The sequence below is a fragment of the Microbacterium sp. A8/3-1 genome (genome assembly GCF_040267695.1).
Lineage (GTDB): Bacteria > Actinomycetota > Actinomycetes > Actinomycetales > Microbacteriaceae > Microbacterium > Microbacterium luteolum.
In genome coordinates this window covers 3,274,293-3,286,641 of record NZ_CP158357.1, presented here as the reverse complement: position 1 = coordinate 3,286,641, position 12,349 = coordinate 3,274,293, and the positions used below count along the sequence as shown (strand labels likewise).

Annotated in this window: 14 protein-coding genes; 6 read left to right on the top strand and 8 right to left on the bottom strand. The window is 67.1% G+C overall.

All coding sequences use genetic code 11. The annotated features are described in order from the left end of the window. Together ABS642_RS16105 and ABS642_RS16100 are read left to right on the top strand one after the other, a co-directional pair. On the top strand, positions 1-423 hold the full coding sequence (locus tag ABS642_RS16105) for a hypothetical protein (protein WP_350350897.1): 423 nt from the start codon (positions 1-3) through the stop codon (positions 421-423). 12 nt (positions 424-435) lie between these two features. Then, complete coding sequence (locus tag ABS642_RS16100; RefSeq protein WP_350353455.1) at positions 436-903, top strand: MerR family DNA-binding transcriptional regulator; 468 nt, start codon at positions 436-438, stop codon at positions 901-903. Between the two features lie 17 nt (positions 904-920). Here the strand turns inward: ABS642_RS16100 and ABS642_RS16095 are convergent, their stop codons facing one another. The 8 genes from ABS642_RS16095 to urtA all read right to left on the bottom strand — a co-directional run bounded on the left by ABS642_RS16095 (position 921) and on the right by urtA (position 8,789). Next, positions 921-1,520: a helix-turn-helix domain-containing protein gene (locus tag ABS642_RS16095; protein ID WP_350350896.1), complete on the bottom strand. Its 600-nt coding sequence runs from the start codon at positions 1,518-1,520 to the stop codon at positions 921-923. Further along, the gene (locus ABS642_RS16090) at positions 1,517-2,071 is read right to left on the bottom strand and encodes a TetR/AcrR family transcriptional regulator (protein ID WP_350350895.1); all 555 of its coding nucleotides are present in this window, start codon (positions 2,069-2,071) and stop codon (positions 1,517-1,519) included. The genes ABS642_RS16095 and ABS642_RS16090 overlap by 4 nt, the downstream gene beginning before the upstream one ends. A gap of 11 nt (positions 2,072-2,082) precedes the next feature. Continuing rightward, positions 2,083-3,792 carry a hypothetical protein gene (locus tag ABS642_RS16085; RefSeq protein ID WP_350350894.1) on the bottom strand — a complete coding sequence of 570 codons (1,710 nt, stop codon included), beginning with the start codon at positions 3,790-3,792 and terminating at the stop codon, positions 2,083-2,085. A gap of 91 nt (positions 3,793-3,883) precedes the next feature. After that, a complete protein-coding gene (locus ABS642_RS16080) occupies positions 3,884-4,570 on the bottom strand; it encodes an ATP-binding cassette domain-containing protein (RefSeq protein ID WP_350350893.1) in 687 nt (228 codons plus the stop codon). Position 4,571: 1 nt separating this feature from the next. Further along, positions 4,572-5,393, bottom strand: coding sequence for an urea ABC transporter ATP-binding protein UrtD (gene urtD / locus ABS642_RS16075; protein WP_350350892.1), 822 nt, complete (start codon positions 5,391-5,393; stop codon positions 4,572-4,574). Next, complete coding sequence (urtC, locus tag ABS642_RS16070; protein WP_350350891.1) at positions 5,390-6,493, bottom strand: urea ABC transporter permease subunit UrtC; 1,104 nt, start codon at positions 6,491-6,493, stop codon at positions 5,390-5,392. Before urtC ends, urtD begins: the two co-directional genes overlap by 4 nt. Further along, the gene (gene urtB, locus ABS642_RS16065) at positions 6,490-7,374 is read right to left on the bottom strand and encodes an urea ABC transporter permease subunit UrtB (protein WP_350350890.1); all 885 of its coding nucleotides are present in this window, start codon (positions 7,372-7,374) and stop codon (positions 6,490-6,492) included. The genes urtC and urtB overlap by 4 nt, the downstream gene beginning before the upstream one ends. Positions 7,375-7,484: 110 nt before the next feature. After that, positions 7,485-8,789 carry an urea ABC transporter substrate-binding protein gene (gene urtA / locus ABS642_RS16060; protein ID WP_350350889.1) on the bottom strand — a complete coding sequence of 435 codons (1,305 nt, stop codon included), beginning with the start codon at positions 8,787-8,789 and terminating at the stop codon, positions 7,485-7,487. Positions 8,790-9,276: 487 nt separating this feature from the next. Between urtA and ABS642_RS16055 the strand changes: the two genes are divergently transcribed. The 4 genes from ABS642_RS16055 to ABS642_RS16040 are packed head-to-tail and all read left to right on the top strand — an operon-like array spanning position 9,277 to position 12,348. After that, positions 9,277-9,579 carry an urease subunit gamma gene (locus ABS642_RS16055; RefSeq protein WP_350350888.1) on the top strand — a complete coding sequence of 101 codons (303 nt, stop codon included), beginning with the start codon at positions 9,277-9,279 and terminating at the stop codon, positions 9,577-9,579. Positions 9,580-9,606: 27 nt separating this feature from the next. Beyond that, positions 9,607-9,957 (top strand): urease subunit beta, encoded by a 351-nt coding sequence (gene ureB / locus ABS642_RS16050; protein WP_350350887.1) that lies wholly within the window; start codon positions 9,607-9,609, stop codon positions 9,955-9,957. Continuing rightward, complete coding sequence (locus tag ABS642_RS16045) at positions 9,944-11,641, top strand: urease subunit alpha (protein ID WP_350350886.1); 1,698 nt, start codon at positions 9,944-9,946, stop codon at positions 11,639-11,641. Before ureB ends, ABS642_RS16045 begins: the two co-directional genes overlap by 14 nt. A gap of 2 nt (positions 11,642-11,643) precedes the next feature. Further along, positions 11,644-12,348 (top strand): urease accessory UreF family protein, encoded by a 705-nt coding sequence (locus tag ABS642_RS16040; RefSeq protein WP_350350885.1) that lies wholly within the window; start codon positions 11,644-11,646, stop codon positions 12,346-12,348. Position 12,349 lies beyond the last annotated feature (1 nt).

Sequence of the window (12,349 nt, the reverse complement as noted above, 5' to 3'; positions counted from 1 at the left end):
ATGACCGAATCGACGACGCTCCGCGTGATCCGCATCTCCGCCCTCTACGACCTGGTGATCACCGCCGGTTTCGCCCTGCCATGGACGGCGGTCCTCGTCTTCGGTGGTCTGGCACAGGCTCATGAAGCGCTCGGGCTCACGGGCATCACGCCCTCGCCGGATGACGTCTTCACCGTCATGTTCGCGAACCTCATGGGTTCGATCGTGGTGGTCTGGGCCGTGTTTCGGATCCTCCGGCCCACGATCGCCGCCGGCGTCGCCGACACCACCGCGCGCCTGCTGTTCTCGGTGGGGTTGGCGACCGCCCTCCTGAACGGGGCCACCGCCTTGACCGGAGTCCTGCTCGCCCTCGAACTCGCTTGGGCTGTCGTCCAGGGCGGCGCCGTCCTCGCGCATCGGCGCCGGGCGACGGCATCCGTTTAGAGTGTGCTCGTGATGATCAGCGAGCTCGCAGCGCAAGCGGGCGTGAAGGTATCGACCATCCGGTTCTACGAACGTGCAGGTCTGCTGCCGGCGGTGAAGCGCGCGGCGAACGGCTACCGCGAGTACGACGAGGACGACGCGCGCCACGTCCGTTTCCTGCGGCGCGGGCAGGAGCTGGGGTTCGCCCTCACGGAGCTCAGCGCGTTCGCCGCCCTCACCGGTGGAGCGGTCCCGGCATCGATAGTCACCGAGCAGGCGCTGTCGAAGGTCGATGACATCGATCGACGCATCGCCGACCTCCAGCGCACCCGGGCTGCGCTGCTTGTGATCGCCGAGCGCCCCGTCATCGATGCGGACGCCGCCTGTCCGGTAGTCGAAGCGCTCGGCGGGTCGCTCCCCGCGGCACTGCCGTCGACCCGGTCTCGGCACATGGCAGATCAGATGAATGCTGCGCTGACGCAGCTCGATCCGGCGCTGTGATCAGGCCCGGGATCCGATCACTGACCGACGCGTCCGCGAATAGGGTCGAGGACCGCTTCGGCCGCCCACCCCGCAGCGTCTGCGATGTCGCGACCGCTCATGCGCATCTCGCGAGCGAAGGTCACCCATGTCGTGGCCGAATCGAGGTGCGAGAGCGCCGCGGCGATGACCAGACGCTCCGCTTCGGGGACGGAAGGCGCGTCGCGCGCGAGCATCGCGGTCACCGAGTCCTTCGTCGGCGAGGGGGCGGCGCCGCTCACCCCGCGCATCGCCGTCTCAGCGACGACGTGGGCGAGTTCAGGCCGACGGTCGTACGCTTCCATGGCTTCCCGGATCGCGAGCGGCACATCGAAGACGGATGACGACTCGCGTCGCATGAAGACGCTGCGCTCGATCCATGCGGCCGTCGCCAGAAGAAGGTCGACACGAGTCGCGTAATTGCGGTAGATGGTGCGCTCGCCGACGCCGGCGCGGCGCGCGATCAATCGGAACGACACATCGTCGGTGCCCAGTTCCTCGATGAGCTCTGCGTATGCCGCGAGGATCGACTCCTGCGTGCGGTTGAGGGCGGTGGCATCGAGGTCAGGAGCGTCGAGACCGGCGTCTCCAGCGCTCATCGCGGGGTTCGGGACATCGTCGAGAATCGGTCGACCGCCAGTCCCACGGTTCGGTCGAAGACATCTGAGATCTCGGGGGCGCTCATCTCGAAGCCGGTGCGCATGCGCGCCCAGAACTGCGCGGAGGCGAAATAGCGCATCACGGCGGAGACGCGGCGGCGATCTCGGGCGTTGACCGAGGGGTGGGCGGTCTCGATCATCGCCTCGATCGTCCGTGTCAGGAACGTGGGTTCCGATTCGCCGGTGGGCGAGATCGACGCGGCGCGCGCACAGACGAACGCGAAGGCGGGCGATGCGTCGAAAGCGGTGAACCTCGCCCGCGCCGCCGCACGGAATTCGGGGATCGTGACGAATGCCGGCAAGGGGAACTCGGTGGTCTCGATCCAGCCGGCGAGCCCTTCGAGCAGGTGCGATCGAGTGGGGAATTGGCGATACACCGTGCGCTCGGAGACGCCGACGGCATCGCCCAGGGAGCGGTACGAGATGTCGTCGAAGGTGTTCTCGCGCAGCTCGGCCGCCGCGCTCACGAGGATCGCCGTGGGCGTGTCCACCGACTCCGCCTTCATTCTCGTCCTCCCGTCGACCTGACGCGCTGCGAACGTGCCGCGTTCTTCGCCGCTTTCCGTCGCGGCGTCGCGGGCTCCGGCGGGAGCAGGTACCGATCAGAGGCATCGAGCGTCAGCGCCAGTGATGAGACGAACTGAAGCTCGCCCTTCGGGCCCCGTTCCGCTGATGCCAGCATATCCGGGCGCTCGAAGATGTAGCCGGTGACGTGGCAGCGCAGTCGTTCACCGGAGGGATTGCCGTCGGCATCCAGCATCGGAGAGGGGATCCCGTCGGTCTGACGACGCAGGTAGAACCGGCCGCGCGTGACGATCGCGACGGCCGGAGTCGTCACCGCGGCCGTGCCGATCGCGATCAGCACCGAGTACGGCCGCACGTCTTCGCCGAACACCCCCGCGAAGGCGGTGAGAGAAAGGACTGACGCGAGTCCTACCGACACGAGTCCGACCGGGTTCCAGTCGTGCAGCATGCCGCGCCGGAACTCGGGGTACTGGGGTGAGATCCGCAGGAGGTGCTTGTTGATCACGATGTCCGCGGCGATCGTCACAAGCCACGCCATCACGACATTGGCGTACAGGCTCAGCACGAAGGCGATCAGGCTGAAGACATCCATCCACATGAGCGCCAGGGCGATCGCGAGGTTGAAGAAGACGAAGAGCGATCGTCCCGGGTAGGTCTTGGTCAGGCGCGAGTACACATTGGACCAGGCCAGCGATCCCGAATAGGCGTTCGTGACGTTGATCTTCACCTGTGCGACGACGACGAGGACGAGAGCGAGGGCGATCGCCAGCCACTCGGGCATCATCGACATGTAGAGGCCGACGAACTGCAGAATGGGCTCCGTCGCGCGGCCGCCGAGATCGGGATCGATGCGGGTGAAGAGGTAGACCGCGAGAAAGACGCCGACCACCTGCTTGAGCCCGCTGAACAGAACCCATCCGGGTCCTGCGAAGAGAAGAGACGTCCACCAGGACCGGGCGTTCGCGCGCGTGCGCGGCGGCATGGCGCGGATCATGTCGATCTGCTCGGCGAGCTGAGGGGTGAGTGCGAAGCACACCGCGGCGCTCGCGACGATCGCGCCGAAGTCGAGCTCGCCGTTCGTGTTCCCGGTGAACGCGAGGAAAGCGCGCACCGCGCCCGGGTCCGACACGATCACCCAGATCAGCGGCAGGAGTGCGAGCACGAGCCACAGCGGCGTCGTCCAGAACTGCAGGCGCTCGAGTGCCCGCATTCCGTAGATCACCATCGGGATCACGACGACCGTGGAGATCAGATACCCGAAGGCGAGAGGGATGCCGGTGGCGACCTGGATCCCCTGCGCCATGATCGCGCCCTCCAGCGCGAAGAAGATGCAGGTGAAGACGGCGAAGATCACCGTCGTGATCGACGACCCGTAGTAGCCGAATCCGGAACCGCGCGCGATGAGGTCGAGGTCGAGGTTGTAACGGGCGGCGTAGTACGCGATGGGCAGGCCGACCAGGAAGATGGTGACCGAGGCGAACAGGATGCCGAGAATCGCGTTGTTCGAGCCGTGCTCGATGCCGACGCTCGCGCCGATCGAGAAGTCCGCGAGGAACGCGATGGATCCGAGTGCCATCACCCCCACGGATGCCGCACCCCACCGCCGGAACGTGCGTGGCACGTACCGGAAGGCATAGTCCTCGAGGCTGTCCTCGGCGGCTGCCCTCGCGTTGTCTGCCTTCGTCACCTCGCAACTCCCTGCGCCTCGCACGTGTGGCTCATTGTCTCCATCGCGTGTTACAGGCGCATTGCGGGCAGAGCGCACGGGCAGGTCGCCGCTAGATCGCCATCGCCGAGCGCACACTTCCCGCCGCTGAGGTCCCGCCGTCGCCGGTGCTCGATGCGAACCCGCTGGCGAGCACGAGGTACTTGTCGGCGGCTTCGAGGGCGAAGCCGATGTGCTGTTCGACGAGCAGCACCGAGAGGCCGTCTCGCGCGAGCTGCATCACCGTCTGCTCGATCTCGGCGACGATCGTGGGCTGGATGCCCTCGGTCGGCTCGTCCAGGATGAGCAGCTTCGGCTCGGTGATGAGGGCCCGGGCGATCGCGAGCTGCTGCCGCTGGCCGCCCGACAGCAGGCCCGCTTTGCGGGTTGCGAACTTCTCGAGGGCCGGGAAGCGCGCGAGTTGCTGCTCGATGAGTGCCTTGCCGCGCTTGCGTCCGTCTGCGATGAGCTGCAGGTTCTCCATCGTCGTCAACTGCGTGAACGACTGCTGGCCCTGCGGCACGTAGGCCATGCCGCGCGCGACGCGCCTGTTCGGCGCCATCGACGTGACATCGTCGCCATCGAAGACCACCTGGCCGTTCCGGGGCTTGATGAGCCCGATGGCGACGCGGAGCAGCGTCGATTTGCCGGCGCCGTTATGGCCGAGCACGGCGACCACGCCGTCGGAGCGCGGGAGGGTCACCCCGTGGAGTACGAGGGTGCGACCGTAGCCCGCCTGGATATCGTTCAGTTCGAGCATCTCAGACCCCGCTTACAGAGGTGGCGGCGTCCGTCACCGTGGCCATGGGCTCCGGCATGGCGACCATGCCGGTCGTGGTCGCCGCACCGGCGGTGCCGAGGTAGACCTCCTGCACCTTCGGGTCGGCCTGCACCTGCGCGACCGGTCCTTCCGAGAGGACCTTGCCCTGGTGCAGCACCGTGACGCGGGACGCGTAACGGCGCATGAAGTCCATGTCGTGCTCGACCACCAGCACGATGCGTCGCTGCGCGATGCGCTGCAGCAGCTCGCCCGTCGCGGTGCGCTCGTCCTGGCTCATGCCCGCGACAGGTTCGTCGAGCAGAAGTGCTCGAGGGTCCTGCACGAGCATCATCGCGATCTCGAGCCACTGCTTCTGGCCGTGCGACAGGATGCCGGCGGGAGTGTCCTTGTCGCGGCTCAGTCCCGTCTCCTCCAATGCGAGCTCGATCGCCGGATCGACGCCTCGCCGAGCACGCAGCAGCGAGAGCGGAGAACGGCGCAGCCCTGCCGCGATGTCGAGGTTCTGCAACACCGTGAGCTGCTCGAAGACGCTCGCCGTCTGGAAGGTGCGCCCGACTCCGAGTCGCACGATCCTGTTGACGGGCGTGCCCAGCAGTTCGTGGTCGCCGAGCTTCACCGATCCGGTGCCCTTCGACAATCCGGTGATCGCATCGATACACGTGGTCTTGCCTGCGCCGTTCGGCCCGATGAGGAACCTGACCTCGCCGGGTCGGGCGTCGAACGAGACGCCGTCGACGGCGACGAAACCGTCGAACTCGACGCGCAGATCGGTCACGACGAGCGAGTCTTCAGTGGGGGTCATCTTTTCACCTCATCGAGGACGGACGCGGAATCGGAATCGGAGACGAAGGCGGATGCGGGTGGCGTCGCGCGCGAGCGCCGCACCAGACTCTTCGCCTTCCCCGTCAGAGAAGAGAGACCCATGGGCAGGAACAGGGTCACGAGGATGAAGACCAGGCCCAGGATGTAGATCCATCCGCTGGGCCAGCTCGAGCCGAGACTCGACTGACCCCAGCCGATCGCCATCGCCCCGAGAGCGGGGCCGAAGAGCGACGCACGCCCTCCGAGAGCGACGCCGGCGATCATCAGGATCGAGGCGGCGGCACCGATCTCGGCCGGCGTGATGATGCCGACGATCGGCACGAACATGGCGCCCGCGACGCTCGCCATCACGGCGGCGACCACATAGGCGACCAGTTTGATGTTCGCAGGATCGTAGCCGAGGAACCGCACGCGCTCCTCGGCATCCCTCGTCGCGATCAACAGCTCTCCGAAGCGGCTGCGGTTGAGCTGCCACACCCCGAGGAGGCACACGATGAGGAGGGCGGCGGCGATCATGAAGACCATCACCTTGTTGGCATCGTCGTCGAGCACGAACCCGAAGAAGTATTTGAAGTCGCTGAGCCCCGTATCACCCCCGGTCTCGCGGATCGTCGAGCTGATCAACACGGCGAGCGCCTGGGACAGGATCGCGAAATACGCCCCCTTGATCCTGCGCTTGAACAGCGCGTAGCCGAGGACCGACGCCACGATCACCGGAAGCGCCACGATGGCGATCAGCGTGAAGGCGTCACTGCGGAACGGCTCCCAGAACGCCGGAAGCGACGCCGACGGGTCGTAGAGGATCATGAAGACCGGGAGGCTGTCGGGCCCCGCGCTCTCCAGCGTCAGGTGCATGGCCATGGCGTAGGCGCCGAGACCGAAGAACACACCCTGCCCGAGGACCAGCATCCCGCCCCGGCCCCAGGCGAGGCCGATCCCCACGGCTGCGATGGCCCAGCAGCAATATTTGCCGAGGTTGTTGATCCAGTGCATCGACAGCACGGCCGGCGCGACGACGAGGAGCAGGATCGCGAACACCCCGATGCCGATGAGTGGAAGCCACGGCTTCAGTTTCGTCATGTCAGCCCCCGTGTGCGGACCGTGAACAGGCCCTGTGGTCGGAATTGAAGGAACACGACCAGCAGCACGAAGGCGAGTACCTGCGCCATGCTGCCGGTCGTCCAGTCTGCGAAGTACGACAGTGCGATGCCGAACGCCAGCGCGGCGATCACCGTGCCCTTGATCTGGCCGATCCCACCGGCGACGACGACAAGGAATGCCGGGATGATGTACTGCGTGCCCATCTGGGAGTTCGTCCCGCCGATGAGCGATGCCGCGACCCCCGCGACCCCGGCCAGGCCCGAGCCGACGAAGAAGGTGAGTCGGTCGATCGTGCGGGTGCGGATCCCGCTCGTCTCGGCGAGGTCGCGGTTCTGCACCGTCGCCCGGATCCGGCGCCCGAAGGACGAGTACTTGAGCCACGCCGCCAGAGCGGCCAGGCACACCGCGGCGAGGAGGATCGTGAACACCTGCCGCAACGGCCATCCGTAGCCCAGCACGTCGATCTGCCCGTCGAGCCAGGCGGGGCTCTGCACGGGTACACCCTGCGCGGGGAAGATCTGCAGGGCGACCTGCTGAAGGATCAGACTCACGCCGACGGTGACCAGGAGCGTGTCGAGGGGGCGTCGGTACATCCATTGGATGATGCCGATCTCGAGGAGAAGGCCCAAGAGGCCCGCCCCCACGAAGGCGAGAGGCAGCGCCAACAGGATCGAGACGTTGGACGTGGTCACGACGAGCTGCGTGAGATAGGCGATGAAGGCACCGGCCATGATGAACTCCCCGTGCGCCATGTTGATCACCCCCATCTGGCCGAAGGTGAGCGTGAGGCCGAGTGCGGCGAGCAGCAGCAGCGCGCCCAGCGCGGTGCCGTTCAGGAGCGGCGGTATGAGGGCGTCCATATGCGATCACTCTCTCTGCGGTGGTGGATTGCCTGCGGTGGTGAATGGCGGAGTTGTGGGGGTGTGGGGCCCCGTGCCGACGGGCACGGGGCCCCACACCCGGTGGGAGATCAGCCCGCCGCAGCGACGAGCGCGTCACGCACGTCGGCGGGGAACCAGTCGTACCCCTCGAGGTACGGGTCGGGATCGATCGGGCCTTCGGACGACCAGACGATGTCGAACTGGTTCTCGGCGTTGATCCGACCGATGTTGCCGGGCTTCGAGATGTGGTGGTTCTCGCCGTCCAGCGTGACGACGCCCTCCGGCGCATCCACCGTGATCTCGTTCTCCAGCGCCGCCGCGTTGATGGCGTCGACATCGAACGAGCCGGCCGCCTCGACCAGCGCCTTGTAGAGGTAGAGCGAGATGTATGCCGCCTCCATCGGGTCGGAGGTCACTCCGCTGCTGCCGGGGTAGGCCTTCCAGCGCTCGATGAACCCCGGGTTGTTCGGAGTGTCCATCGACTGGAAGTAGTTCCAGGAGGCGAAGTTGCCGGTGACCTCGTGGCCCATGGCCGGCGCCTCTTCCTCGGCGATCGACACCGAGATGATCGGGGTCGTCTCGGGAGTGAGTCCCGCGTCGTAGTAGGCCTTGACGAAACCGACGTTCGACGAGCCGTTGATGGTGTTGAAGACATAGTCGGGGTCGGCCGCGACGATCTTCGCCACCTGCGTGGTCCAGTCGTCCTTGTCGAGCGGCACGTACTCCTCGCCGACGATCTCGATGCCGAGTTCCTCGGCGTAGAGCTTGATGATCGCGTTGGCGGTGCGGGGGAACACGTAGTCGGATCCGGCGAGGAACAGGGTCTTGACGCCTTCGGCCGCCAGGTAGTCCAGCGCCGGGATGATCTGCTGGTTCGTCGTGGCGCCCGTGTAGTAGATGTTCGGCGACGCCTCGAGCCCCTCGTACTGCACGGGGTAGAAGAAGAGGCCGTTGTGCTCCTCGACGACGGGCTTGACGGCCTTGCGGGACGACGAGGTCCACCCTCCGAAGATCGCCCCGACGCAGTCCTGCGTCAGCAGCTTCTCGGTCTTCTCGGCGAAGGTCGGCCAGTCGGTGGCGCCATCCTCCTGCACGTACTCGATCTGCTTGCCGAGGATGCCGCCGTCGGCGTTGATCTCGTCGGCCGCCATGTGCAGCGCGGTCGATACCGTCTTCTCGGAGATCGCCATCCCGCCCGTGAGCGAGTTCAGGAAGCCGAGTTTGATCGTGTCGCCGGATGTGTCGACGCAGCTCTCCGCGGCGGAGCTGGAGGAGGACGGCTCGGCGGAGTCGCCGGCGCGAGCGCCGCAGCCCGCGAGGACCAGCACCACGCTGGCGAGCATTGCGGGGGCGACCAGGGCCGTCCTGAGTCGTCGTGTTCGGATGGTGCTCATGTGGAGTCTCCGTTTCTCGATGGTGCAGGGGCGGTGCGCGTGCTGTGACGTGATCGATCTCCGCGGTCGCCGAGGCGCGCCGAAGCGAGGCGTGGCTCGACCCTCGCTCAGGGAACGCCGATCGACGGCGGTGCTGGACCGGGAGCGGGGGGCGGGCTGACCCGAGGGTCAGTTCGTGGAGAGGAAAACGACGGGTGGTGCGTGAATCGCTGCGGAAGTCGGATCGATCCGGCTATCGCATCCCGGTTTTCGGCGACGACGGGTGGTCGGCACCTGCTGCGGTAGTTGTCAGCATGAGCCCGTGACATTGCTCTGACATTTCTCGATTGTTTCAATCCTGTTAATCGTTGGAAGCGCATATCGCGCTTTTGCCCGTCATATCAACGAATGGCACACAAAGCCCCGTTTCGGGACGGCCGGCGCACTCTTGTCGGAACCTCCGTTGTGGCACACTTCTGACATCCAATCTGCCCCGGGGAGGGATGCCGTGCACTTCACGCCAGCCGAAACCGAGAAGCTCCTGCTCTCGGTAGCCGCCATGGTCGCCCGCGACCGACTGGAGCGCGGTGTCGTCCTGAACCATCCCGAGACGGTCGCCCTCCTGTCGTGCTGGGTCATCGAGGGTGCCCGCGACGGCCGCGGCGTCGCAGAGCTGATGCAGGCCGGACGCAGCGTGCTCACCCGATCGCAGGTCATGCCGGGAGTGCCCGAGATGCTCGCCGACGTGCAGGTGGAGGCTACTTTCCCCGACGGGCGCAAGCTCGTCACGATCCATCACCCCATCGACTGAGCCGATACCCATCGAAAGAGGATCCGCATGACTTCATCATCTTCCGAAGGGCCGGGCGCCTACCGCATCCTGCCGGGGAGGATCGAGTTGAACGCCGATCGCCGTGACGACGAGCGGGTCCGCCTCGTGTTCGTCAACACCGGCGATCGGCCCATTCAGATCGGGTCGCACCTCCATCTGCCCGATGCGAACTCGGCGCTCGAGTTCGACCGCGTGCGCGCCCATGGCTTCCGCCTCGACATCCCCTCCGGCACGTCCCAGCGGTTCGAGCCGGGCGCATCGCGAGAGCTGGATGCCGTCGCGCTCCGCGGCGCTCGGCGGGTCCCCGGCATCCAACTCAAATCCGACGGCCAGGAGGTCCTCGATGGTGTGGCTTGACCGATCGCGGTATGCGGCGATCTACGGACCGACGGTCGGCGACCAGGTGCGCCTGGGAGACACGGATCTCTGGATCGAGATCGAGCAGGACCTCACCGTCGGGGGCGAGGAGTCGGTGTTCGGAGGCGGGAAGTCGATCCGCGAATCGATGGCGCAGGCCACGACGAGTCGCGCGGACGGTGCACTCGACACGGTCATCACCAACGCGATCATCCTGGACTGGTGGGGCATCATCCGCGCAGACATCGGCATCCGTGACGGGCGGATCGTCGGCATCGGACATGCCGGCAACCCCGACATCAGCGATGGGATCGACATGATCATCGGTCCGTCGACCGACGTCATCGCGGGAGAGGGACGCATCGTCACCGCAGGGGCGATCGATTCCCACGTGCACCTGCTCTCCCCGTCGCAGATCCACGAGGCGCTCGCGGTCGGCATCACGACGATCGTCGGTGGCGGAACCGGTCCCTCCGAGGGATCGAAGGCGACGACGGTGACTCCCGGCGCCTGGCATCTCGCAGCGATGCACCGCTCTCTCGACCCGCTCCCCGTCAACGTCCTCCTCCTGGGCAAGGGCAACACCGTCTCGGCTGCCGCCCTGAAGGAGCAGGCGCTCGCGGGGGCTGCCGGATACAAGGTTCACGAAGACTGGGGATCGACGCCCGCCGCGATCGACGCATCGCTCAAAGCCGCCGAGGACTGGGGGCTCCAGGTCGCCCTCCACTCCGACTCCCTCAACGAGGCGGGTTTCGTCGAGTCGACGATCGCCGCGATGGGCGGCCGATCGATCCATGCCTTCCACGTCGAGGGTGCCGGTGGCGGCCACGCGCCCGACATCCTCTCGATCGCCGGTCTTCCGAACGTGATCCCCGGTTCCACGAACCCGACCCTGCCGCACACCGTCAACACGGTCGCCGAGCACCTCGACATGCTGATGGTCTGCCACCATCTGAACCCGGCCGTACCCGAAGACCTTGCGTTCGCCGAGTCCCGCATCCGCGCCACCACGATCGCGGCGGAAGACATCCTGCACGACATCGGCGCGCTGTCGGTGACATCGTCCGATGCGCAGGCGATGGGCCGCATCGGCGAGGTGATCACCCGCACGTGGCAGGTGGCGCACGTGATGAAGCACCGGCGTGGCGCCCTCGGAGGAGGGATGCCGGCCGACAACGAGCGTGCGCGTCGGTACGTGGCGAAGTACACGGTGAATCCCGCCATCGCGCACGGCATCGCCTACGACGTGGGGTCGATCGAAGTCGGCCGGCTCGCCGACATCGTGGTGTGGGATCCGAAGTTCTTCGGCATGCGCCCCGCCGTCGTGATGAAGGGCGGTTCGATCGCGTGGGGGGCACTGGGTGATCCGAACGCGTCCATCCCGACTCCGCAGCCGGTGATGATGCGGCCATCGTTCGGGGACACCATCGGCGCAGACCTCTCGGTCACGTACGTGTCCCCGGCCGCGCTGGCGGACGGGGTCGCCGAGACGCTGGGACTGCGGCGTCGACTCTCTGCCGTCGAACCCACGCGACACATCGGCAAGGCCGACATGAAGAACAACGATCTGCTGCCCCGTATCCGCATCCGGCCCGACACGTTCGAGATCTCGATCGACGGAGAAGACGTCGAGCCCGCGCCCGTCGATCGCCTGCCGCTCGCGCAGCTCTACTCGATGTTCTGATCATGACGCCTGAGTTCCCCACCCACGCCGCCTCCGTGACGGTCGCGATGCTGCTGGCGGATGCGCGACTGCCCTCGGGCGGACACGCGCACTCCGCGGGAATGGAGCCGGCGATCGTCGGCGGCCTGCCGGTCGCCGACGTGCCCGCGTTCCTCATCGGTCGCGCCCGTACGACGACCCTGGTCGAAGCCGGCACGGCCGTCGTGGCCCGGCACCTGACCCTGCGCAGCATGACCTCGAACAGCATCGACATGTGGGAGCTCGAGCGGGCCTGGGCGGCGCGCACGCCGTCGTCGGCGATGCGTGATGCGTCGCTCGTGCTCGGTCGCGGCTACCTGCGTCTGGCGTCGCGGGTCTGGCCGCACGCCGCGGCGCTCCGCCGTGCGCGCGAGCGAAGCGAAGCACCTCCTCGTGCCATCGTGCTCGGGATGATCGCCGCCGCCGCCGGGCTCAGCGCGGAAGACCTCGCCCGCGTGACGATCTACGACGAGGCGCACAGCGCCGCCGCGGCCGTGCTGAAGCTCGAGCCGCGCGACCCGGCCGACACGATCTCGTGGGTGCTCGACACCTGCGCTGCGGTCGAGCACCTCGTACCGGTGCTCGCCGAACTGACCACCCCCGACGCGATCCCCGCGGCGGGAGCCCCACAAGCCGAGGGTTGGGCCGAAAGCCACGCCCTCATGAGCCAAAGGTTGTTCCGTGCCTGAG